Source organism: Bacillus sp. PK6-013 (genome assembly GCF_054161445.1).
In genome coordinates, this window is record NZ_CP096417.1 from 1,275,991 (window position 1) to 1,300,589 (window position 24,599).

General features: G+C 47.5%; 21 protein-coding genes and 1 riboswitch. Of the genes, 16 read left to right on the forward strand and 5 right to left on the reverse strand.

Translation table 11 applies throughout. The features are described 5' to 3' along the window. The first annotated feature begins 66 nt into the window (after window positions 1-66). Complete coding sequence (gene cstA / locus M1E03_RS06480) at window positions 67-1,863, forward strand: carbon starvation protein CstA (protein ID WP_020452513.1); 1,797 nt, start codon at window positions 67-69, stop codon at window positions 1,861-1,863. A gap of 31 nt (window positions 1,864-1,894) precedes the next feature. On the opposite strand, the gene sspI is transcribed toward cstA, so the two are convergent. Then, window positions 1,895-2,107 carry a small acid-soluble spore protein SspI gene (sspI, locus tag M1E03_RS06485; RefSeq protein ID WP_023855460.1) on the reverse strand — a complete coding sequence of 71 codons (213 nt, stop codon included), beginning with the start codon at window positions 2,105-2,107 and terminating at the stop codon, window positions 1,895-1,897. 118 nt (window positions 2,108-2,225) lie between these two features. Between sspI and M1E03_RS06490 the strand changes: the two genes are divergently transcribed. From M1E03_RS06490 to pheT, 3 genes are all read left to right on the forward strand, one after another. Then, complete coding sequence (locus M1E03_RS06490; protein WP_041817275.1) at window positions 2,226-2,972, forward strand: TrmH family RNA methyltransferase; 747 nt, start codon at window positions 2,226-2,228, stop codon at window positions 2,970-2,972. Between the two features lie 362 nt (window positions 2,973-3,334). After that, entirely contained in the window at window positions 3,335-4,369 is a 1,035-nt protein-coding gene (pheS, locus tag M1E03_RS06495) for a phenylalanine--tRNA ligase subunit alpha (RefSeq protein WP_003184229.1), read from the forward strand. Between the two features lie 15 nt (window positions 4,370-4,384). Continuing rightward, entirely contained in the window at window positions 4,385-6,799 is a 2,415-nt protein-coding gene (gene pheT, locus M1E03_RS06500) for a phenylalanine--tRNA ligase subunit beta (protein ID WP_429673773.1), read from the forward strand. 293 nt (window positions 6,800-7,092) lie between these two features. Here pheT and M1E03_RS06505 read toward each other — a convergent pair whose 3' ends face one another. The 4 genes from M1E03_RS06505 to rnhC form a co-directional block, all read right to left on the reverse strand. Next, the gene (locus M1E03_RS06505; protein ID WP_020452509.1) at window positions 7,093-7,893 is read right to left on the reverse strand and encodes a zinc-dependent metalloprotease; all 801 of its coding nucleotides are present in this window, start codon (window positions 7,891-7,893) and stop codon (window positions 7,093-7,095) included. A gap of 383 nt (window positions 7,894-8,276) precedes the next feature. Next, window positions 8,277-9,080, reverse strand: coding sequence for a hypothetical protein (locus tag M1E03_RS06510; RefSeq protein WP_095290830.1), 804 nt, complete (start codon window positions 9,078-9,080; stop codon window positions 8,277-8,279). 25 nt (window positions 9,081-9,105) lie between these two features. Then, window positions 9,106-9,705: a hypothetical protein gene (locus M1E03_RS06515; RefSeq protein ID WP_095290831.1), complete on the reverse strand. Its 600-nt coding sequence runs from the start codon at window positions 9,703-9,705 to the stop codon at window positions 9,106-9,108. A 384-nt stretch (window positions 9,706-10,089) separates the two neighbouring features. Beyond that, window positions 10,090-11,031, reverse strand: a complete 942-nt coding sequence (rnhC, locus tag M1E03_RS06520; RefSeq protein WP_205802142.1) for a ribonuclease HIII — start codon at window positions 11,029-11,031, stop codon at window positions 10,090-10,092. Between the two features lie 151 nt (window positions 11,032-11,182). On the opposite strand from rnhC, the gene zapA reads away from it, so the two are divergent. The 12 genes from zapA (at window position 11,183) to uvrC (ending at window position 24,327) form a co-directional block, all read left to right on the forward strand. After that, entirely contained in the window at window positions 11,183-11,440 is a 258-nt protein-coding gene (gene zapA / locus M1E03_RS06525; RefSeq protein WP_020452506.1) for a cell division protein ZapA, read from the forward strand. Between the two features lie 8 nt (window positions 11,441-11,448). Beyond that, a complete protein-coding gene (locus M1E03_RS06530; RefSeq protein ID WP_429673777.1) occupies window positions 11,449-11,985 on the forward strand; it encodes a CvpA family protein in 537 nt (178 codons plus the stop codon). A gap of 143 nt (window positions 11,986-12,128) precedes the next feature. Next, window positions 12,129-13,844, forward strand: coding sequence for a DNA polymerase/3'-5' exonuclease PolX (gene polX, locus M1E03_RS06535; RefSeq protein ID WP_429673778.1), 1,716 nt, complete (start codon window positions 12,129-12,131; stop codon window positions 13,842-13,844). Window positions 13,845-13,860: 16 nt separating this feature from the next. Beyond that, on the forward strand, window positions 13,861-16,218 hold the full coding sequence (locus M1E03_RS06540) for an endonuclease MutS2 (RefSeq protein WP_429673779.1): 2,358 nt from the start codon (window positions 13,861-13,863) through the stop codon (window positions 16,216-16,218). Window positions 16,219-16,236: 18 nt separating this feature from the next. Beyond that, a complete protein-coding gene (locus M1E03_RS06545) occupies window positions 16,237-16,641 on the forward strand; it encodes a DUF350 domain-containing protein (RefSeq protein ID WP_026579111.1) in 405 nt (134 codons plus the stop codon). A gap of 207 nt (window positions 16,642-16,848) precedes the next feature. Continuing rightward, on the forward strand, window positions 16,849-18,528 hold the full coding sequence (locus M1E03_RS06550; protein WP_020452502.1) for a long-chain-fatty-acid--CoA ligase: 1,680 nt from the start codon (window positions 16,849-16,851) through the stop codon (window positions 18,526-18,528). Window positions 18,529-18,669: 141 nt separating this feature from the next. Further along, window positions 18,670-19,272: a TetR/AcrR family transcriptional regulator gene (locus tag M1E03_RS06555; protein ID WP_065643649.1), complete on the forward strand. Its 603-nt coding sequence runs from the start codon at window positions 18,670-18,672 to the stop codon at window positions 19,270-19,272. A 1-nt stretch (window position 19,273) separates the two neighbouring features. Further along, window positions 19,274-20,050 (forward strand): enoyl-CoA hydratase, encoded by a 777-nt coding sequence (locus tag M1E03_RS06560; RefSeq protein WP_020452500.1) that lies wholly within the window; start codon window positions 19,274-19,276, stop codon window positions 20,048-20,050. Window positions 20,051-20,081: 31 nt separating this feature from the next. Then, complete coding sequence (locus M1E03_RS06565; RefSeq protein ID WP_020452499.1) at window positions 20,082-20,855, forward strand: electron transfer flavoprotein subunit beta/FixA family protein; 774 nt, start codon at window positions 20,082-20,084, stop codon at window positions 20,853-20,855. A 49-nt stretch (window positions 20,856-20,904) separates the two neighbouring features. Next, window positions 20,905-21,882, forward strand: coding sequence for an electron transfer flavoprotein subunit alpha/FixB family protein (locus M1E03_RS06570; RefSeq protein WP_020452498.1), 978 nt, complete (start codon window positions 20,905-20,907; stop codon window positions 21,880-21,882). A gap of 212 nt (window positions 21,883-22,094) precedes the next feature. Further along, the gene (gene trxA, locus M1E03_RS06575; RefSeq protein ID WP_020452497.1) at window positions 22,095-22,409 is read left to right on the forward strand and encodes a thioredoxin; all 315 of its coding nucleotides are present in this window, start codon (window positions 22,095-22,097) and stop codon (window positions 22,407-22,409) included. A 145-nt stretch (window positions 22,410-22,554) separates the two neighbouring features. Beyond that, window positions 22,555-24,327, forward strand: a complete 1,773-nt coding sequence (gene uvrC, locus M1E03_RS06580) for an excinuclease ABC subunit UvrC (protein WP_023855450.1) — start codon at window positions 22,555-22,557, stop codon at window positions 24,325-24,327. A 64-nt stretch (window positions 24,328-24,391) separates the two neighbouring features. Continuing rightward, window positions 24,392-24,572: riboswitch (Lysine riboswitch) on the forward strand. Window positions 24,573-24,599: the final 27 nt, after the last annotated feature.

Genomic DNA, 24,599 nt, shown 5'->3' on the forward strand with positions numbered 1-24,599 from the left:
AAAGATGATTGCGCTTACAAAAAATATGAGATATGTTAAAAAAGAAACAAAGGGGGGAGGAATTGGATGAATGCAATAACAATTGTGATCGCTTCCATCTGTATTTTGGCGATCGCCTATCGTTTGTACGGAACATTTATGATGGTGAAAGTGTTGAAGGTTGATGATGACAAGCCGACTCCTGCCCATCTCCAGAAAGACGGCAAAGATTATGTGCCGACGAACAAATGGGTGTCTTTCGGCCACCACTTTGCGGCCATCGCAGCCGCGGGGCCGCTTGTCGGGCCGATCTTGGCGGCGCAGTTCGGCTACTTGCCGGGGCTGTTGTGGCTCTTGATCGGAGCGGTGATCGGGGGAGCCGTGCATGATATTGTCGTTTTATTTGCGTCCATGCGGAGGAAGGGAAAGTCGCTTTCAGAAGTGGCGAAAGAAGAGCTCGGGCCTGTTGCGGGATTTTGCACGGGGCTTGCGATGCTGTTTATTATTACGATCACGATGGCGGGGCTGTCGATGGTCGTGCTTCATGCGCTTGAACGCAATCCCTGGGGGACGTTCGCCGTTGCGATTACAATTCCGATCGCGATGGGGGTCGGTTTATTTTATAAAAAGACAGGCAACTTAAAATTAGCGTCAACCGGCGGATTTATTTTACTGATGGCCGGTGTCTTCATCGGACCGTCCATCGCGGAAACGCCGCTTGGAGACGCCTTGACGCTTGATACGAAAACGCTTGCTGTCGCACTTCCTGTCTATGCATTTTTTGCAGCTGCGCTCCCTGTATGGCTGCTGCTCGCGCCGCGCGATTATTTGAGCAGCTTCATGAAGATCGGGGTGTTTATCGCTTTGATTGCCGGGGTGTTCGTCGTCAATCCGGCGATTCCGTTTCCGGCGTTTACCGAGTTTACGGGCGGAGGGGGACCTGTATCACCTGGTCCGGTTTGGCCGTTTATTTCAATTACGATCGCCTGCGGTGCGATTTCCGGCTTCCATGCGTTTGTCGGTTCAGGCACGACGCCGAAAATGCTTGATAAGTGGAGCGATATGAAATTCGTCGGCTTTGGGGCGATGCTCGTTGAGTGTCTTGTCGGCATCATGGCGCTGATCGCGGCAACGGCATTGCAGCCGGGCGATTATTTTGCCATCAACAGTTCGCCTGAAGTCTTTCGGACGCTTGGCATGAATGTCGTCCACCTGCCTGAACTCAGCCGCGAAATCGGTCTCGATCTTGAAGGAAGAACAGGCGGAGCTGTTACCCTTGCCGTCGGCATGGCTTATATTTTTACGGATATTCCGTTTTTCAGCCATTTGGCCTCTTACTTTTTTCAATTTGTCATCATGTTTGAAGCCGTCTTTATTTTAACGGCGATTGATGCCGGTACAAGGGTGGCGCGTTATTTGATTCAAGACTTTTTCGGAGAAGTGTACAAACCGCTGAAAAAAACGGACTGGCTTCCGGGTTCGGTCGCAGCGAGCGCCGTTGCCTGTTTCATGTGGGGGTATTTGCTGTATTCAGGCGACATCAGCTCGATTTGGGCGCTGTTTGGCGTATCCAACCAGCTGATGGCATCCGTCGGTTTAATTATCGGCGCGACGGTCATTTTAAAAATAGCGGACAAACGGCGTTATATGCTGACATGTCTCATTCCGCTCGCTTATTTGTACGTAACGGTCAACTATGCGGGATACTGGATGATCAAAAACGTTTATTTTAATGCGGAAGCTGCCGGTTTCAGCGTTTTAAACGGCATTTTATCAATTATTATGCTGCTGCTGGGGCTGGTGATCATGGCGGCTGCCATTAAAAAGTGGACGGAGATTTGGCGCGATCCGGCATTGCGGATGGAGCCTTCTATTCCAGGATGAAAATAAACCGGGGCCGTTTCAGGCCGCCGGTTTATTTCGTTTTTAATCCTTGTTCCAATGTCTCAAGCATTTCAGTTTTATCCGATTCAGTTGCGTGCTGCCAGATGACCTCGAACAACACACCTAATCCCGGAAGCATTTTTTCTTCACCGCTTTGGATCGCATCGACGATCGTGTGCTCAAGCTCTTCTTGCGAGTTTCCTGATACATTGGCAATAACGGCATGGCGCAAATTCAAATCCATCTTTTTTCACTCCATTTCATCAAATCTGATTTTCTATATTCTGCCTCGCTTTCGGGTTTATTATGTATCATTGATGAGATATAATGTGACTATTGCGAGACAAAGGAGTCAAAACGATTTGAAACGAATTGAATCAGCCAAAAATCAAAAAGTGAAGGATTGGAAAAAACTTCATACGAAAAAAGAGCGGACAAAAACCAATACTTTCTTAATAGAAGGCGAGCATCTCGTTGAGGAAGCGCTGAAGACACCGGGTGTTGTGAAAGAAATCATGGTCCGAGACGAAGCGGATTTCCCGGCCGCGCTTGCTGAGTCTGTTGCCCGCTATATTTTGAGCGACGATGCTTTCTCGGCGATTGCCGAAACAGAGACACCCCAGGCTGTCGCCGCTGTATGCCGAATGCCTGAAAGTGGACCTTTTCAATACGAAAAGCTGCTGCTTGCGGATGCTGTGCAAGATCCGGGCAATTTAGGGACGATCATCCGGACGGCAGACGCGGCGGGGATCGATGCCGTTGTGATCGGACAAGGCACTGTCGACCCCTACAATGCCAAAACGCTCAGATCGGCTCAAGGTTCGCATTTTCACATTCCGATTTTAAAACGCGAGCTTTCGGAGCTGATTGAAGAGCTAAAGGGAAAAAGCGTCCCGGTTTACGGCACAGCGCTGCAGGATGCCGTGCCATTTAGAGAAGCGGAGCCGTCGCAGTCATTTGCGCTTTTGATCGGAAACGAAGGATCTGGGGTCGATCCGGATCTCCTCGCACAGACCGACCAAAATCTGTACGTTCCGATCTACGGAAAAGCGGAGTCGCTGAATGTGGCGGCCGCAGCCGCGGTCCTTCTTTATCATCTCCACGGATAACCGGTTGCACAGGATCATGTAATTCACTATAATGAATGTAATATGTTTAAAAACAGTGATAGAGGCTCCGTTTTTTCACATGTCGCCATTTAGGGAGAAAATGCCTTAGACTGCAAGCATTTTTATGGCAGGCCGGAAAAACGCTTCACCTCTTGAGTTGTCACCGGGACCGCGTCTCTCGAGGGATGTGTAAAGGTGAACCGGATTCATTCCGTTATGCCAATGAAGTAAGCAGCAAAGCTTTTTTGCTTTGTTTTAAAAAAGGGTGGTACCACGGCCACGATTCGTCCCTTTCATTATGAAAGGGGCTTTTTTTATTGCCTAAAATAACAGGTTGCTACATAAAAGGAGGAGTTTTTAAGATGCAGGAAGAGCTGAAACGGCTTGAGAAAGAAGCGGTTGAAAAAGTGGAAGCCGCTGGTTCATTAAAAGAAGTCAACGATGTCCGCGTTGCGTACCTGGGAAAAAAGGGACCGATCACGGAAGTGCTTCGGGGAATGGGAAAGCTGTCCGCTGAAGAAAGGCCGAAAATGGGCGCCTTGGCGAACGAAGTAAGAGAAAAAATCGCCGCGGCGATTGCCGAAAAAAATGCCCGCCTAGAGGAAGAAGAGGTGAAAAGGAAGCTGAAAGAACAGACGATTGACGTGACGCTTCCGGGAAGCCCTGTAAAAACAGGAGCGAGGCATCCGCTGACGATCGTTATTGAAGAAATCGAAGACTTGTTTATCAGCATGGGATATTCGGTGGAAGAGGGTCCTGAAGTAGAAACCGACTACTATAACTTCGAAGCGCTCAACCTTCCGAAAGAGCATCCGGCCCGCGATATGCAAGACAGCTTTTATATTACGGAAGATACGCTGATGAGAACGCAGACGTCTCCCGTCCAGACGCGCACGATGGAAAAGCATAAAGGCAAAGGCCCTGTCAAAATCATCTGCCCCGGCAAAGTATACCGCCGCGACAACGATGATGCGACACACTCCCATCAGTTTATGCAGATTGAAGGGCTCTGCGTTGACCGCGATATCAGCATGAGCGACTTAAAAGGAACGCTTGAAACGGTCGCGAAAAAGATGTTCGGCGAAGAGCGCGAAATCAGACTGCGTCCAAGCTTCTTCCCGTTTACAGAGCCGTCTGTCGAAGTCGATGTTTCCTGCTTTAAATGCGGAGGCAAAGGCTGCTCCGTTTGTAAACAAACGGGCTGGATCGAAATTCTCGGCGCTGGAATGGTGCATCCGAACGTGCTCGAAATGGCCGGATTCGATTCCAAACAATATCAGGGATTTGCATTTGGAATGGGTGTTGAACGGATCGCGATGCTGAAATACGGCATTGACGACATTCGTCATTTCTATACGAACGATGTCAGATTTTTATCTCAATTTAAACAGGCTTAAAGAGGAGGACGCGTGATGTTTGTTTCATATAAATGGCTGCAGGAATACGTGGATTTAGATGGGATGACTCCCGAGATTCTCGCTGAAAAGATTACGAGAAGCGGAATTGAAGTGGAAGGCATCGAATATAAGGGAGAAGGAATGAAAGGCGTTGTCATCGGACATGTGCTGGAGCGCGAACAGCATCCGAACGCCGACAAGTTGAATAAATGCCTCGTCGATATCGGCGAAGAAGAGCCTGTCCAGATCATCTGCGGGGCTCCGAACGTGGACAGAGGGCAAAAAGTAGCCGTCGCCACGGTTGGTGCGGTATTGCCCGGCAATTTTAAAATCAAAAAAGCGAAGCTTCGCGGGGAAGTGTCTAACGGCATGATCTGCTCTTTGCAGGAGCTTGGCATTCAAGGCAAGCTTGTGCCGAAAGAATATGCGGAAGGCATCTTCGTCTTCCCGGGCGATGCGGAAACCGGTGCGGACGCTCTTCAAAGCCTGGCGCTCGACGATGCGGTTCTCGAACTGGGACTGACGCCAAACCGCGCCGACGCCATGAACATGCTCGGCGTTGCCTATGAAGTGGCTGCGATTCTCGGCCGCGAAGTCAAGCTTCCTGAGACGGCTTATCAGGCAGGCGCCGAAAAAGCGGCGGACTATATTTCCGTCAAAATTGAAGATACAGAAGCCAATCCTTTGTACGCGGCAAAAATCATTAAAAACGTCAAAATCGGCCCGTCGCCGCTTTGGATGCAGACGAAGCTAATCAATGCCGGCATCAGACCGCACAACAATGTCGTCGATATTACGAACTTTGTTCTGCTCGAATACGGTCAGCCGCTGCACGCGTTTGACTATGACCGCTTTGGCTCAAAAGAGGTCGTCATCCGCAAAGCGTACGAAAATGAAACGATAACGACGCTTGATGAACAAGAAAGAACATTGACGCTTGAGCATCTTGTCATCACAAACGGTTCTCTTCCGCAGGCAGTCGCAGGCGTAATGGGCGGAGCGGACTCCGAAGTCCGCGAAGATACGGCGACAGTGCTGCTTGAGGCCGCGTATTTTAACGGTCAGACCGTTCGCAAAGCATCAAAGGATCTCGGTCTTCGCAGCGAATCAAGCGTCCGCTTTGAAAAGGGCATCGATCCTGCACGGGTGCGCCTCGCTGCAGAACGCGCGGCAGATTTGATCAGCCGGTATGCCGGAGGAACCGTCTTAGAAGGTACGGTTGAAGAAAACCACCTTGATATCAAAGAGAATGTCATCCGCCTTTCTGTTGATAAAGTGACGAAGGTTCTCGGCATGTCCATCAGTAAAGAAGAAATGGTCAACATTTTTGAAAGGCTCGGCTTTGCCGTTGAAGACGCTGAACGGGAACTGGTCGTGACGGTTCCGTCAAGAAGAGGCGATATTGCGATTGAAGAAGATTTGATCGAAGAGGTCGCAAGACTGTACGGATATGACAACATTCCGTCGACACTGCCGGAAGTAACAGGCTTTGCGGGCGGACTGACACCTTATCAGGACAAGCGCAGAAAAGTAAGACGCTTTCTGGAAGGAGCAGGCCTTTCCCAGGCGATCACATACTCATTAACAAACGATAAAAAAGCAATGGCTTACGCATTGGAAAAATCGTTTAAAACGATCCTTTCGCTGCCGATGAGCGAGGAAAGAAGCGTGCTGAGGCACAGTCTGCTTCCTAATCTGCTTGATTCGGTCGCATACAACCTGGCCCGGCAGTCAGATTCTGCGGCTTTTTATGAGGTCGGTTCAGTTTTCTTGAAAGCCGAAGAACATACGAAACCGGTCGAAAAAGAACACGTCGCCGGAGCCGTGACAGGCCTGTGGCATAAAAACCTCTGGCAGGGCGAGAAAAAGCCGGTTGATTTCTTCGTCGTAAAAGGCATCGTCGAGGGTCTGTTGGAAAAGCTCGGCATCACCGAAGGCATCGAATTCGCTCAATCTGAAAGAAAAGAGCTTCATCCTGGGCGGACGGCCAATATTTTGCATAACGGCTCATTAGTCGGCTTCATCGGCCAGCTGCATCCGTCAGTTGAAAAAGAGCTGGATCTGGGCGACACGTATGTGTTTGAACTGGACCTGCACGAGCTCCTTCGATTGGATGTACCGGAGATCACGTATACACCAATTCCGAAGTATCCTTCTGTTACTCGGGATATCGCGCTTGTTGTAAACAAAGAAACAGCGGCCGGTCAGCTTGAGGACGTCATCAAAACAGCAGGCGGCAAATGGCTGAAAGAAGTCCATGTCTTTGACGTCTACGAAGGCGAGCACATGGAAGAAGGCAAGAAATCTGTCGCCTTCAGCCTGCAATATTTGAATCCTGAACAGACATTGACTGAAGAAGAAGTGACAAAAGTTCACGACCAGGTGCTGAAAGCACTGGAGGATGCGTATCAGGCTGTATTGAGAGGATAACCGGTTCCCAGCCCAATTGAGGCTGCCCGGCTGCAGTACAAAAAAAGCGTCTCCGCTTTATGCGGAGACGCTTCAGCGTGTCGACAAACCCTCGCATTCGTTGTCAGGTCTGCGCGTCGGTGCTCACGAATTCCAACATTCGCTCCGCTCCGATGCTCGGCCTTCCTAGACTGCAAAGGTTTTCAATCACGCTGAAAAGATGACAAAATCCCAAAACAAAAAGCCAAAGCCGTTTTGGGATTTTGTCAACAATCTGAGGCGTCTCCGCTTTATGCGGAGACGCCTTTTTATAACTATTGATACCAAACTTTATTTTTCTCGATCAGGCTGTTGTGTTCCGCATCCCAGACATCGACGGTGTATGCGTAATCGTAGTTCATAATGCAACGGATGCCGCTTCCTTGCGGATCATGCTCCACCCCGAAATTATGGGAAAATTCGTGTCTTTGTGCTTTTGCCGTATTTTCCGTTCCCAGGTCGAACGTGACGCTGAAAGCAGGACCGTCCGGTTTAACAGGGTATTGAAAAGCGATGCCGCCCGCTTCAAAATTGTCGTTGGCTGTAAAGCCGGCTACGAATTTATAAGGCCGTCCTTCGAATTTGTCCGCCAGGTTGTCAAGAATGTCAGAGGCATTGCTTCCGGAAGAACTCCATGGGGCAACAGCTTCCACGACAAAATCAATATCGTGGTCGCGGTTAAACATTTCGTCCGCCTCTTCAACGATGTTGACGATTCTCGTTTTCCAGTCTTTGTGTTTCTGCCGGTACTGCTTATCAGCCACCGCGAGGACACTTATCTTTTGCTTGCCCGTGCTTGCCTGAGTCGAAAATTTACCGTTGTTTACATTCTTTTTAAATGTGATCGTACTCGTTTCATTTCCTTTCTCATCCAGCACTTTTGTTTTCGTTGTTTTTTCAATGTGAACTTTGCCTGTTAAATCTTTATAACCTTCCTTAGGTTTAGGCAATGCTTCCTTATAAATCCCTTTTGCTTCATGAGTATGCTTATGACCGCCCGTTTCCGCGACTCCGGCCGCCCCAGGTATTAAACTTGCAGAAAGCAATAAAGTAAAGAATAAAGACCGTTTTTTCATTTGAAAAATTTCCTCCTTAGTTTTTAACAGACTAAAGATTCGTCCAGTTAACTAAGAATTCCTGCTAACCATCCAAAATGAGGAAGATTTATATAGGTTTATTCGGCATTCCCTTTTAATTACCGTCTATGGTCATGTGAATCTTTCTTTTTTCAGGTCTTTTAACCCTGATATCTGGGTTTTAAAAAAAGTAATCTTTGAAAACGTCAAAATGTTCGGTCAAACGAGAGAAAAATTTGAGTTTTACAAAAACTTGCGGCTATCGTAATTGAAATGGCAGCGATCAAAGAAAGACTCTGGGGGTATGTATCAGCTGTTTTTTAGAGGATAAAGAAAAAGCCGTCCCGAACCATAATAGCCAGAGACCGGCTTTTTTGCAGTAACTATGGACGCTTCAGCATCCGTTCGATTTTTTCTACATCGGAGTCTAAAGCTCCGTACAGTACACCGGGCAAGCTGTATTGATGAGGCTTCCCTGCTGCAGTGTAACGTAAAACAGGAGTGACCGTATAAAAATCATATTCCCCTGTCATATCAAAAGCCGGGACGACGATGTGTTTGCTTTGTTTAGCTTGGATGGCGGTCCTCTTGTCAAATGAATACGTCATGACGCCGTTTAGATCGGTGATCTTTTCAAGGGAGATATCTTTTGCCAGGTTGTTTTTCAGCCGAACGTCCAAGGACGGTTTTGGATATCCTGCAGTATACTGGCCGGCAGGCGACAGGTCACCGCTTCGAACATTATGATCGTTTTGAAGGGTAATCTTTCCGATTTGAAATGCTTCTGCATCACGTCCGTTAAAAGATATCAGCAGCTGATCAGCTTTTTCCAGTTTATCGCTTGAGATTCGGACGTCAACGATGATGTTGACGAGCGTATAGCCTTTATGGCGAATCCCTGTTTCAACCTTGTAATCGCTGATTTGAATATGATCGTTATCAAAAGCGAGCGACGTAACCGTATCACCGCTTATCGGAATGCCGGTGTTTGCTTTTTGCAGGCCGAAAATGTTAAACGACATCGTCTCGTCTTCCATCGCATAGCTGATATAGTTTTGAGCAAAGAAAAGCCCGTTTTCTTTATTTTCGCTGGCCTCTGTAAAATTCGCCTTGTTGAAGAAAATAAAGAGAGAAAATGCCAGAGCTGCGCATATGGAGAGCGTGATGATCCATTTTATTTTTGACATGGTGACTCCTTTACCTCTTTATATTTTATTTATAGATAACTTGCAAGTATGTATCTTTACGCGGAGCATAGTGGTAAGCATACTTTGTACTTATAAGGGAGTTTCCTAAATAATTTCTTACTCTTACATACCGTTTGTTGTAATCACTATAGAATGCAAGTTTACTATATTTCTTACTATTAGCGGGAATTGTGATTGCAACTGAATAAGAAGTGGTTACTGTATTAGAAACCCCTAACTGACTTGATATCCCTTTGGCGCTAATCCCCACATTAGATGATACAGTGGAGCTGGCAGATTGAGTTTTACTCCAGGTATAGCTAGAGGCTTTTGCCCAAGAAGAGGTTAAAAACCTTACACGTTTTTTTACCTTGGTAGGGCCCTTTATTGTCTTCACTACGTATCTGTTATTAACACAAGCTATGCAACTAACCTGAAAATCACTGCTTGCCGTTGCGGGCTCTAAAACTCCTTCGATTTTAACAGACTCACCAAGTTCGTAATATTCGGAATTTTCATCAAGCACTTCAGTAAATTCTTCTTCAGCAGAGGCCTGATACAGAGGGAAAAGATTAATAGTAAGAAGCATCGTGATGCAAACTACCCAAAAACGAGACTTTTGCATGGCTACCAACTCCTGTATACATATTCAAATACAGAAAAAATATACCATTTTCTTCAAAGGGAGTACAGACCGTTTTTCTGATTTTTCAATTTATTTAAAAGTGTTTAACATGAAGAGAGAATATTTTATCTTCTAACGATGGAATATTCACTGTTTGAAAATGGATACAGATAGGGAGAATTAGTTAAAAACTATAATATTGGTTTCCCGTAGGTTTTCGATATACAGAAATTCTTTTTCTTGATATCAAACGAAACTTTATCCCTCGGTTACAGGAGATATGGTATATGGAATTCAATTTAGACAGCGCATTCAAATGAAAAAATGTTTAAGGTCATGTAAAGCGACGGGACCTCCGACAGCCGGAAGTCCCCCTTTTAATGCTTATCGCCTCGACGCAATCCGCTTCGCCTTCTGCGTATTTGCAAAGTGCAGCTTTGTAAATACCCTCAATGCGCCTTCGCCGTGTTTCTTGATCAGCTTTGCCGCCGCTTCATCGACGAGCGGACCCGCTCCTTTCGGGAGCGTCATCCCGGCTTCTTTCGAAAGCTTATCCATCTCCATTAAAAATGAATAGCGTGCGATGATCGAAGCCGCTGCAACTGAAAGATGGATGCCTTCCGCTTTTGTGCTGAAATATGTACGTTCTTTGATGGCGTTTTTGCCGGCCAGGTGTTTAAAATAGACGGCAGGTTCTGCGAACTGGTCAATTAAAATCGCTTCAGGCCGGGTTCCGTCCAATTTTTTGAGAAGGTTGCCGATCGCCTGGTTGTGGAGAAGGGCCTTCATTTTTCCCTGGCTCATCCCTTTTTCCTGCATTTCATTATACTTTTCATTTCTTAAGACGAGCAGGCTGTAAGGAACTGTCTTGATTAAGTCGCGCGCGATCTGAACGATTTGCGGATCTTTTAAGTTTTTTGAATCTTTAACACCGAGTTCCTTTAACAGCGGCAGCTTTACCTTGTCAGCGTATACGCACGCGACGGTGATCGGACCGAAATAATCGCCTGTCCCGACTTCATCGGAGCCGATCACAGACATGGAACCGATGCCTTCAGGCGGCTGATAGACGGACGGGATGCTTTTTTTGGATGCGGGCTTTTTGGCAGCCGGTGTTTCAGCATCCGCCGTCCAGCGCTCCGCTTCCTTTTCCGCGTTTTTTCCTTGGAACAGCACCTTCCCCGACCGGTATGCTGTAATGGTGCAGCCCTGTGGTTTGGCCTGGAAAACCGCGCCCTGTACGGAAAGGGAAGTCATGTGAGGCCCGTAGTGGCTTTGCATCCGTTCAATAACAGACGGGGGAACTTTTAAAACAGAATGTGACACGTTCTAATCTCCTTTATTAGCTGCTTAAACAGGCTAAATCATTGTTTTTATAAGTGTATCATAACAGCGGAGGGCTCGTCTTTCCATTCAATCTCTAAACATGTTATGATATAAACTAGGATTCTCGCATAATTGGAATGGAGGAGAAACGTTGTCTGATGGTCAAAAAACGAAAACAACAGTTGACATCTACGGTCAGCAATTCACAATTATCGGCGATGAGAGCAAGAGCCATATGAGGCACGTTGCCTCGATTGTGGATGATAAAATGAGAGAAATCAACGAAAAAAATCCGTATCTTGATATAAATAAACTGGCCGTTTTGACGGCTGTAAATGTGGTTCACGATTATTTGAAGCTGAAGGAAGAGCTTGAGAGATTAAAAGGACAAATTAAAGAAAAGGATTGAACATCACGATGCTAGATATCATCATTATCATTTTGCTTTTGTCCGGTTTGTTTATTGGAATCAAAAGAGGGTTTATCCGCCAGTTTATCCGTTTGGTTACGTTTATCGCAGCGATCGCTGTGGCCGCAACCTATTACGGCGACCTTGCACCTAAGCTCGGCTGGATTCCGTCTCCCGACTTTACGGGCGGCCAGTCTGCGCTGGCGTTTGTAAACGGAAGCCTTGAAGGCGCTTATTACAATATGATTGCGTTTTTGATTCTCTTTTTCCTGACGATTATCCTTTTGAGAATTGCCGCATCGTTTCTGGATGCCGTTGCAAGCATACCGGTTCTCAAACAGATCAACCAAGTACTTGGAGCCGTGCTCGGTTTTGCGGAGATCTATCTGTTCGTGTTTGTCGTTCTGTTCATCGGAACGCTTCTGCCGATCGATGTTCTGCAAAACATGATGGCCGGTTCGGTGATGGCTGATTTGATCATTCATAAAACACCGTTTTTATCAAACATGTTAAACAATCTGCTGCATCAGTACGGATCTTTGTAAAAACTTCTCTGTTTGTAGGGAAGTTTTTTTTCGGGGCTCTTGGGAACCCCGGAAACTGTCGAATAGGCCTGTTTGTTGTAGGATCAGCCAAAAATTTGTATGATTGAAGCAGGATGAACGAGGGGAAACAAGAGGTGAACAACATGCATAAAAAAGATATCATCAAATTGCTTGAAACGATTGCGATATATATGGAACTAAAAGGGGATAACCCGTTTAAAATCTCCGCTTTCAGAAAGGCTGCGGCAGCTCTTGAACAAGACGACCGGAGCCTCTCGGAAATCGATGATATGATGTCCCTGTCCGGGATCGGCAAAGGCACGTATGCCGTCATCAAGGAATATATGGACACGGGAGCGTCCGGTACGCTGGAACGATTAAAGGAAGAGGTTCCGGAAGGACTTGTCCCGCTTTTGAAGCTGCCGGGCCTCGGCGGCAAAAAAATCGCCAAGCTCTATCAGGAGCTCGGTGTCTGTGATGCGGCGTCTTTAAAAGAGGCATGCGAACAGCAAAAGGTTCAGGGGCTTGCCGGATTCGGCAAAAAAACGGAAGAAAAAATCCTGCAGGCTTTAGGTGAAGCGGGGAAACGCCCTGAACGGTACCCGATCGCGGTCGCTTTGACTGTCGCCGGCATCATCGAAGAGCAGCTTGAAGGGCTCCAGGGCCTCATCAAGTTTTCGCGGGCCGGAAGCCTGCGCCGTGCCAAAGAAACGGTGAAAGACCTCGATTACATTATGGCTGTCACTGATCCGGAACTTGTCAGGGAAGGACTCCTGAAGCTTTCGAACATCAAGGAGGTCATTGCCGCAGGAGATACGAAAGTGTCTCTCACATTTGCCTTTGAATACGAAATCAGTGCGGATTTCCGGCTGGTGACGGAGGAACAGTTCCCAACGACGCTCCATCATTTTACCGGATCAAAAGACCACAATATTAAAATGCGCCAGCTTGCCAAAGAAAAAGGCGAAAGAATCAGTGAATACGGCGTCGAAACCGTTGAAACTGGAGAAATTAAAACCTTCTCAAGCGAACAAGAGTTTTTCGCCCATTTCGGGCTTCCGTTTATTCCGCCCGAACTGAGGGAGACAGGAAGAGAAGTCGAGGACTACCGCGATGACATCGGACTCGTTTCCGCCGAGGATATTCAAGGAGACCTTCATATGCACTCGGCTTGGAGCGACGGTGCTTTTTCGATCAGGGAAATGGCGGAAGCCTGCATGGCAAAAGGGTACCGCTATATGGCGATCACAGACCATTCCCAGTATTTAAAAGTGGCAGGCGGTTTGACGCCTGAGCGCCTGCGCATGCAGGCGAAGGAAATTGATGAACTGAATAAGGAATTGACCGATTTTCATATTTTTAAAGGCGTGGAAATGGACATCCTGCCTGACGGAACGCTAGATTATGACGATGAGCTGCTGGCGGAAATGGACCTTGTCATTGCTTCGATCCATTCAAGCTTTTCACAGCCGCAGCATGTCATCATGAAGCGGCTTGAAACCGCACTGATGAATCAGCACGTTGACATTATCGCTCATCCGACCGGCCGTCTGATCGGAAGAAGGGCGGGTTATGAAGTCGATATTGACCAGCTGATCGAGCTTGCGAAGAAAACGAATACCGCCTTGGAACTGAACGCAAATCCAGCGCGGCTCGATCTCAGGATGGAACACTTGATGAAAGCGAATGCTGCCGGAGTGACACTCGTTATTAATACGGATGCCCACAACACAGCGATGCTTGACGATATGAAAACGGGCGTTACGGCAGCGAGAAAAGGATGGACGCCAAAGGCCAATGTATTAAATACCCGCTCCTTTGAAGAAGTCCAGGCATTTTTGTCGCGCCATCGATCTTAAGGAGGTTTAATGGACGTTGCAGCAAAAAGCGCTATCAGCACTTGAATTTCATAAAGTAAAAGAACAGCTCACAGAGCATGCGGCATCTTCTTTAGGGAAGGAAATGCTTTTGGAACTCAAACCTTCCCGTTCGCTCGAAGAAGTCAAAAAGCTGCAGGAAGAAGTCGATGAAGCAGGAACCGTCCTGCGTTTAAAAGGAAACGCCCCTTTCGGCGGCCTTACCGACATTAGAAAAGCGTTAAGAAGGGCGGAAATCGGCAGCATTTTAAGCCCGGCGGAATTGACCGAAATATCGGGTCTGCTATACGCAGCAAAACAGATGAAGCATTTTCTCGAAGGCCTGTTCGAAGACGGGGTTGAGATTCCTTGTCTTCACCAATATGCAGAAAAGCTCATTCCGCTTTCCGAATTGGAAAGAGACATCAATTCGTGCATCGATGATCATGGAGAAGTGCTAGACCATGCATCTGAGACGTTAAGGGGAATCAGGACGCAGCTGCGGACGCTTGAATCAAGAATCAGGGACCGGCTGGAATCAATGTTGCGTTCTTCATCTGCGCAAAAAATGCTGTCGGATACGATCATCACAATTCGCAACGACCGCTTCGTTATCCCTGTTAAACAGGAGTACAGATCAAGCTACGGAGGAATCGTGCACGATCAGTCGTCTTCCGGCGCGACATTGTTTATCGAGCCTCAGGCGATTGTCGATATGAACAATGCGCTTCGCCAGGCGAAAGTAAACGAAAAACAGGAGATTGAACGGATTTTGCGCGTCCTGACAGAAAAGACGGCAGAGCACACAAATGAACTCTTTCACGATGTCAAAGTGCTTCAGACGCTGGACTTTATTTTTGCAAAAGCAAAATACGCAAAAGCGACAAAAGGGGTTAAACCGGCTGTCAACGCTGACGGCTATGTCCGCCTGATTCAAGCCCGCCACCCGCTTTTGCCCCTGGATGAAGTCGTTCCGAATGATATTGAGCTCGGCGGAGAATATACGACAATTGTCATCACGGGCCCGAACACGGGCGGTAAAACGGTGACGCTTAAAACGCTCGGGCTTTTGACCATTATGGCGCAGTCGGGATTGCACGTACCGGCGGAAGAAGGATCAGAAACCGCCATATTTGATCAAGTATTTGCCGATATCGGCGATGAACAGTCAATCGAACAAAGCTTAAGTACGTTCTCGTCACATATGGTCAACATCGTCGATATTTTGAAAGACATGACGGAAAACAGCCTTGTGCTTTTTGACGAGCTCGGCGCCGGGACAGACCCGCAGGAAGGCGCGGCCCTTGCGATCAGCATCCTTGACGAGGTGTGCCAGACTGGCGCGCGCGTCATTGCCACGACTCATTACCCTGAGCTGAAGGCATACGGCTACAATCGCGAAAATGTCATTAATGCAAGCGTCGAATTTGATATCGATACACTGTCACCAACCTACAAGCTGTTAATCGGAGTGCCCGGCCGAAGCAATGCGTTCGAAATTTCGAAGCGCCTCGGGCTGCCTGATTACCTGATCGGCCGCGCAAAAGCGGAGATGACGGCCGAACATAATGAAGTTGATACGATGATCGCATCGCTGGAAGACAGCAAAAAGCGCGCCGAGGCGGAGCTGAACGAGACAGAAGCCATCCGCGCGGAGGCTGAAGCCCTTCACCGCGACCTCCAGCAGCAGATCAGCGAATGGCAGGAGAAAAAAGACAGGCTCTATGAAGAAGCGGAGCAAAAAGCCGCTGAAAAAGTCAAAGAAGCGATGAAAGAAGCAGACGAGATCATCCAGTCGCTCCGCATGATCAAGGAAGACCATAAAGCATTTAAAGACCATGAGCTGATCGAGGCGAAAAAACGCCTTGAAGAAGCGGTGCCTTCGTTTGAAAAAGCGAAAAAGCCGGCTCAGAAAAAAACGGACAAGCGCGAATTAAAACCGGGCGATGAAGTCAAGGTTTTAACCTTTGGCCAAAAAGGAACGCTGCTCGAAAAAACGGGTGCGGCCGAATGGAATGTTCAAATCGGCATTCTGAAAATGAAGGTTAAGGAAAAGGATCTGGAATTCCTGAAATCGGCACCTGAACCCGAAAAACAAAAAACGATCGCCGCCGTCAAAGGAAAAGATTATCACGTCTCGCTCGAACTCGACCTTAGGGGGGAGCGGTATGAAAATGCGCTTCACCGGGTTGAAAAATACTTGGATGATGCGGTGCTTGCGGGCTATCCAAGAGTCTCGATCATCCACGGAAAAGGAACCGGCGCCCTCCGAAAAGGCGTTCAGGACCTCTTGAAATCCCACCGCAATGTGAAAAACTCCCGGTTCGGCGAAGCGGGAGAGGGAGGATCAGGCGTCACCATTGTCGAATTAAAATAAAAAAGGGAGTCTAGAAGGATGAAAGAGTTTTGGGAGAACGACCTTGTAGAAATTGCCGCGTACTACAGCGTTTCCGTTTTGTGTCTTGTGATATTTTTATCTGTGTTTGAACTCGTCACCACCTATAAAAATTGGGAGGAGATTCAAAAAGGAAACATGGCGGTCGCGATGGCAACAGGCGGAAAAATTTTAGGCATCGCCAACGTGCTGCAAAAATCGATCAGCCAGCATAATTCCCTGCTGCAAATGATGGGGTGGGGGCTGTTCGGTTTTATCCTGCTTTTGATCGGCTACTTCATTTTTGAATTTCTGACGCCGCGCTTTAAAATTGACAAGGAGATTGAAAACGACAACCGCGCAGTCGGCTTCATTTCATTCGTCATTTCAGTCGGCCTGTCATTTGTCGTGGCTTCGGGTATCTAAAGGGGATCAACATGGAGAAATTAGCGAAAGTCCTGTTTTTCACAGCTGGGGTATTTGTGGTTATCGGCCTGATTTATATGATCTTTTATGCTTGAAAAAGGTGTCCTTTAAAAGGGCGCCTTTTTAAAAAGAAAAAATATCATTACTTTCTGAATATTGTTTTGATATACTGAAATCAAGAATATATTGTTTAAAAGGGGGGAGCTTATGCCGACTGAAAAACCGTGGCTGCGTCATTATCCCGAACAAATTCCTCACGAGCTGCAATTTGAAGATCAAACACTCCATTCCATCCTGCAACAATCCGCCCAACAGTTTTCTGAAAAAACAGCGATTCATTTTCTCGGAAAAAAATGTTCGTACCGGCAAGTTTATGAGGACGCTTTAAAAATGGCAGATTACCTGCTGTCACTCGGCATTCAAAAAGGAGACAGAGTCTCGATCATGCTGCCGAACTGCCCGCAGGCGGTTATCGCGTATTACGGCGTTCTTTTCTCCGGCGGCATCGTCGTCCAGACAAATCCGCTGTATACGGAAAGGGAGCTTGAACATCTGCTTCATGACAGCGGGGCAACCATCATCATTACGCTTGACATGCTGTACCCGGCGGCATATAAAATGAAAGCGCTGTCAAATATCCGGCACATCATTGCGACAAGCATAAAAGATTACCTGCCTTTCCCTAAAAATCTGCTGTACCCAATCGTGCAAAAAAAAGAGAATCAAATGTCGGTTGAGATCAATGAAAATGAGACGACACACCTCTTCCGAACCATCATGAAACGCCCCGTTCCAAGCGGTCCGCCGGGGATTGAAATCGATCCGGCCCACGACATTGCCGTCCTGCAGTATACCGGAGGCACGACAGGCACGCCAAAAGGCGTCATGCTCAGCCACCGCAACATACTAGCCAATATGGAGATGTGCGATGCCTGGTTTTATCAATTGAATAAAGGGGAGGAGAAGGTGCTGGGGATCGTCCCGTTTTTTCACGTCTACGGAATGACGGCCGTCTTGAATTTCACGATCAGGCAGGGATATGAAATGATTCTGCTGCCGAGATTTGACGCGCGCGCAGCGCTGAAAACGATCGATAAAGAAAAGCCGACGATATTTCCGGGGGCACCGACGATATATATCGCCCTGTTGAACCATCCTGATCTTCACCAATTTGATCTGTCGTCAATTAAGAGCTGTTTGAGCGGATCTGCAGCGCTTCCTGTTGAAGTCAAACAGCAGTTTGAAAAGGTAACGGGCGGAAGGCTTGTCGAAGGTTACGGAATGTCTGAAACCTCGCCCGTCACTCACGCCAATTTTATTTGGGATTTGAATAAAGCGGGCAGTATCGGCTGTCCTTGGCCTGGTACAGACGCGGCTATCTATTCGGAAGAAACCGGCGGTTTTCTCGGACCTTATGAGCATGGAGAAATCGCCGTCAAAGGACCGCAGGTGATGAAGGGCTACTGGAACAATGATGAAGAAACCGCTCAAAGTCTAAGGGACGGCTGGTTTTTTACAGGAGACATCGGCTACATGGATAAAGACGGCTTCTTTTATATTGTCGACCGCAAAAAAGACGTGATCATTGCCGGGGGATACAACATTTACCCGCGTGAAATCGAAGAGGTGCTCTATGAGCACGAAGCCGTTCAGGAGGCGGTTGTTGCCGGCATCCCTGATGAATACAGAGGAGAAACGGTTAAGGCTTTTATAGTGCTGAAAGATCATGTTACAATAACAGAGAAGGAATTGGACGAATATGCCAGATCGCGTCTGGCTCCTTATAAAGTGCCGAAAGTATACGAGTTCAGGGACGAACTGCCGAAAACGGCAGTCGGGAAGATTTTAAGAAGAGCGCTCGTTCAAGAAGAAAAAACCGGCGTCTGAAAAAGCGAAGTCTGCCGTCGATTTTGACGGCATGCTTTTGTGGTGCGATTTGAGTTTAGCTTCTTGACAAAGCGTCCATTTTTATTTACGATAAACTCATGAATGAGTATTCATTCATTAATTTGAAAGGAACGAAGCCAATTGAAACAAAAGAGACCAAAGTATATGCAGATTATCGACGCAGCTGTCATTGTGATTGCAGAAAACGGATACCATCAGGCGCAGGTTTCGAAAATCGCCAAGCAGGCCGGAGTGGCGGACGGCACCATTTATCTTTATTTTAAAAACAAAGAAGATATTCTCATCTCGCTATTCAAAGAGAAAATGGGACAGTTTATCGAGCAGATGAACGAAGAAATGGCAGCGACTAATTCGGCGACAGAAAAGCTCTCGCTGTTCATCAAAAAGCACTTTGAACTGCTCAGCAGCGATCGCCACCTCGCGATTGTCACCCAGCTTGAGCTGAGGCAGTCGAATCTTGAGCTGAGGCTGAAAATCAATGAGATTCTCAAAGGGTACTTGACGATCCTGGAAGACATCATCACCGAAGGAAAAGAAGCGGGAGAATTTAAGAACACGCTTGATGTCCGCCTGGCGAAGCAGATGATTTTCGGTACGGTGGATGAGACGGTTACAACCTGGGTGATGAATGATCAAAAATACGATCTGCCAAAGCTGGCAGACAGCATTCATGAATTGCTGATCCATGGGTTCGGCAGCCAAAAGACGAAGGAGGAGAAATAAAATGGCAGCATTAACATACGCCGTAGACGACTATATCGCAACCATTACGATTCAGCACCCGCCGGCAAATGCGCTATCGACGCAAGTGCTTGAAGACCTTTCCGCATGTCTTGAGGAGCTTTCAGAACGTCAGGATGTCAGAAGCGTCGTGATTCACGGGGAAGGAAGATTTTTCTCGGCAGGCGCTGACATTAAAGAGTTTACATCATTGATGGACGGGTCTGATTATGCAAATTTGGCTGATAAAGGCCAGCAGATTTTCGAAAAAGTAGAATCTTTTCCAAAGCCCGTGATCGCCGCGATTCACGGAGCTGCTCTTGGAGGAGGTCTGGAGCTTGCGATGGCATGCCACATCCGGATTGCCGAGGAGAGCGCTAAGCTCGGCCTTCCCGAACTGAATCTCGGAATCATTCCCGGCTTTGCGGGAACGCAGCGCCTTCCGAAGTATGTGGGCACCGCCAAAGCGCTTGAAATGATCGGGACATCAGAGCCGATATCCGGCAAGGAAGCTTTTGAATACGGCCTTGTCACGATTTTGGCGGCGAATGAAGAAGAAGTGCTGCAAAAGGCACAAGAGCTCGCGCGAAAATTCGCTGAAAAAAGTCCGCAGACGATGGCTTATGTCATTGAACTCCTGAATTCGAGCAAAGTGTATTCGTATGAAGGCGGCCTCAAGCTGGAAGGAAAATACTTCGGCGAAGTGTTCCAATCGGAGGATGCGAAGGAAGGGATTCAGGCATTTCTTGAAAAGCGGAAGCCGCATTTTAAAGGGAAATAACAAACGTGAAAACAAAGGGGATGAATAGAACATGAACATTTATGTCTTAATGAAGCGCACGTTTGATACAGAGGAGAAAATTCAGATTGAACAAGGGGAAATCAGCACGGATGGAGCGGAATTCATCATTAACCCGTACGATGAGTACGCCATTGAAGAAGCGCTTCAGCTGAAGGAGAAGCACGGCGGTGAGATTACGGTTGTCACAGTCGGCGAGGAAGAAGCTGAAAAAGAACTCAGGACGGCTCTGGCGATGGGGTGCGACAAAGCCGTTTTGATCAACATTGAAGACGATCTGGAAGAAGCGGACCAATATACGGCGTCAGCCATCCTATACAACTATTTGAAAGACCGCGAGTATGACATGATACTCGGCGGGAATGTGGCGATCGACGGGGGATCGGGACAGGTGGCGCCTCGTTTGGCCGAGCTGCTCGGCATCCCTTGTATCACGACGATTACAAAGCTGACGGTAAACGGCGGAGATGTTGAAGCGGAACGCGACGCCGAGGGTGACCTTGAAGTGATCCAAACGTCGCTTCCAATCGTAGCGACTGCACAGCAGGGGTTGAACGAACCGCGTTATCCGTCACTTCCGGGAATCATGAAGGCGAAGAAAAAGCCTCTTGAGGAGCTTGAACTTGATGATCTGGACATCGACGAGGAAGACGTGGCCGCCAAAACAAAAACGATCGAACGGTTCCTGCCTCCGAAAAAAGAAGCCGGGAAAATCCTTGAAGGGGAGCCGGAACAGCAGGCGGCAGACCTTGTATCACTGCTGAGAAGCGAAGCAAAGGTCGTTTGAAGCCGAAGGGAGCAAAAACACGGTCATTAAAATACAGGGGGAAATGGACATGAGCAAAAAAGTTATCGTATTGGGAGAGTTCAGGGACGGTTCGTTGAGAAATGTGACATTCGAAGCGATAGCCGCAGGAAAAACGGTTGCCGAAGGGGGAGAGGTGATCGGTGTTCTCTTCGGTGAAAGCGTTTCAAGCAATGCGGCACAACTGATCCATTACGGCGCTGACAGAGTGCTTACAGCCGAAAACCCGCTCTTGAAAAACTATACGTCTGACGGCTATGTTCAAGCCTTTATGCCGATCATTGAGCGCGAAAGTCCGGACGTGATCATTTTCGGCCATACGTCAATGGGCAAAGACTTGTCGCCGAAGCTTGCAGCCCGTATGGGAACAGGGCTGATATCAGATGCCGTCAACGTCGAAGTAGCCGGCGGCAACATCGTGTTTACAAGACCGATCTACTCAGGCAAAGCGTTTGAGCGGATCATTTCCGAAGATGAAACGATTTTTGCAACGATCAGACCGAATAATATTGCCCCGCTCGACAAAGATGAGACGCGAACGGGAGCGGTCGAAAGCATCGAAGCGGATATTCGGGACATCAGAACGGTTATCAAGGACATTGTCAAAAAAACGTCCGAAGGCGTCGATTTGTCTGAAGCGAAAATCATCGTAGCCGGCGGCCGCGGCGTCAAAAGCGAGGAAGGCTTTAAACCGCTGCAGGAGCTTGCCGACGTACTGGGCGGCGCGGTCGGCGCTTCAAGGGGAGCCTGTGACGCAGACTACTGCGACTATTCGCTTCAAATCGGCCAGACCGGCAAAGTCGTAACTCCAGACTTATATATCGCCTGCGGCATTTCAGGAGCGATTCAGCACCTCGCAGGGATGTCAAACAGCAAAATCATCGTTGCCATCAACAAAGATCCGGAAGCCGACATCTTTAAAATTGCCGACTACGGGATCGTCGGCGACTTATTTGAAATCGTTCCGCTGCTCACGGAAGAATTTAAAAAGCTGAGCGTCAGTACTTGATCAAAAGCCGGCCTGAAATGGCCGGCTTTTTACATAGGCACATTTCCGCCTTTTGCAAAATAACATGGAATAAGGACATTTTTAGAAAGGCTAAAATCCCGATGTGTAAAACTGCGCAGATAGGGAAATGTATAATCAAGCATTATGTTAGCGTGAACCAAAGGGAGATGCTATACTAAAAAGCATAATTTCACAATTGGAGGAATGAAAGAATGGCTATCGTAAAAGCAACTGATCAAACATTCTCATCTGAAACAAGTGAAGGCGTAGTTCTTGCCGACTTCTGGGCTCCTTGGTGCGGACCTTGCAAAATGATCGCGCCGGTACTTGAAGAGCTTGATCAAGAAATGGGAGACAAACTGAAAATCGTAAAAATCGATGTTGACGAAAACCAAGAAACTGCCGGCAAATACGGCGTGATGAGCATCCCGACTCTCCTCATACTAAAAGACGGCGAAGTGGTTGAAACATCTGTCGGCTTTAAACCGAAAGAAGCCCTTGAAGAACTGGTCAACAAACATTTGTAAAATAGAAACCTGTGAAAAAGGCGATTCCAAAGGGATCGCTTTTTTCTTACAACGCCCCGTCTTCCTTCTCCAATTGTAGCGAACGTACGGTCGGTCATGGTAAACTGAAATGAAGAAAAAACGCCGAAACAAGGAAGGATTTTTGATGAACAAAAAAATCAAAGAAAAGCTGGCCCTTCTCCCGGATCAGCCTGGCTGCTACTTGATGAAAGACAGGCAGGATACCGTCATCTACGTCGGGAAAGCGAAAATCTTAAAAAACAGGGTCCGCTCCTATTTCAGCGGGTCCCATGATGCCAAAACACAGCGTCTTGTCAGTGAAATTGAAGATTTTGAATACATTGTCACCTCCTCGAACATCGAAGCGCTCATTCTTGAAATGAATTTAATCAAAAAGTACGACCCGAAATATAACGTGATGCTGAAAGATGATAAAAGCTACCCGTTTATTAAAATCACGAACGAGCGGCATCCGAAGCTGATTGTCACGAGGAAGGTCAAAAAAGACAAAGGCCGCTATTTCGGGCCGTATCCCAATGTCCAGGCTGCGAGGGAAACAAAAAAGCTGCTGGACCGCCTCTATCCGCTCAGAAAGTGCGCCAAACTGCCGGACCGCGTCTGTTTGTACTATCATCTCGGACAATGTCTGGCGCCATGCGTATATGATGTGTCTGAGGAGACAAACCGACAGCTCACAGAAGAAATCACCCGCTTTTTAAAGGGCGGATACAATGAAGTCAAGAAAGAACTTGAAGCAAAAATGCTCGAAGCCTCGGAAAACCTGCAGTTCGAACGGGCGAAAGAATTCCGCGATCAAATGGCCCATATCGAGTCAACGATGGAAAAACAGAAAATGATGCTGAATGACATGGTTGACCGCGATGTATTTGCCTATTCGTATGACAAGGGCTGGATGTGCGTCCAGGTCTTCTTTATCAGGCAGGGCAAATTGATTGAAAGAGATGTCAGCATGTTTCCTTTATACAGGGAAGCAGACGAGGAGTTTTTGACGTTCATCGGGCAATTTTACTCAAAAAACAACCATTTTCTCCCAAGGGAAATTTTGGTTCCGGACAGCGTCGATAAGGACATGATTGAGGAGCTTTTGGACGTGAACGTGCGCCAGCCGAAAAGGGGAGCGAAGAAAGACCTGCTGCTCCTTGCCCATAAAAATGCAAAGCTCGCTTTGAAAGAGAAGTTTTCGCTCATTGAACGGGACGAAGAGCGGACGATCGGCGCGATTGAAAAGCTCGGCAAAGCACTGGGCATCTACACGCCGTACCGAATTGAAGCGTTTGATAATTCAAATATTCAAGGAACGGACCCCGTTTCGGCGATGGTCGTCTTTCTCGACGGAAAACCGCATAAAAAAGAGTACCGCAAATATAAGATTAAGACGGTTGAAGGCCCTGACGACTACGGGTCAATGCGCGAAGTCATCAGAAGAAGATATACAAGGGTGCTGAAAGAGAATCTGCCGCTGCCTGATTTAGTATTGATCGACGGCGGAAAAGGCCAGGTGTCTGCCGCCCTTGACGTTTTGGAAAATGAATTGGGGCTCGATGTCCCTGTTGCCGGTCTGGTGAAAGATGATAAACACAGAACTTCCAACCTTTTGATCGGCGACCCCCTTGAGATCGTCCAGCTTGAGCGGAACAGCCAGGAATTTTACCTGCTTCAGCGCATTCAGGATGAAGTGCACAGGTTTGCGATCAGCTTCCACAGGCAGCTCAGGGGAAAAAGCGCATTTCAATCGGTGCTCGACGGCATACCGGGCGTCGGCGAACAGCGGAAAAAACTGCTGTTAAAACATTTCGGTTCCGTTAAGAAAATGAAGGAAGCGAGCGCCGAAGATATCCGCAAGCTCGGCATCCCCCTGAAGACGGCGCAGCTGATTGAAGAGGCTCTGAAAAAATAATGTTGAACTTTTAAAAAGAATCTGATAGAATTTGTACTAATTTCATAATAAGATCGTGTGATATGGTGAAGATAGAGGTGCGAACTTCAAGAGTAGGCTTGATGAGGAAGATGGATTCCGATGAAAAAAGCTGAAAGGGGAGCGTCGCCGAAGCGGGGAAAAAATCCATTCGTTTTTCCTGCTGGCTTTACATTGAATAAATGTAAGGCTGTCAAGAAATCATTTCTTGGAGGGCTATCTCGTTGTTAAAATCATCGGCATTTTGTTGGTTA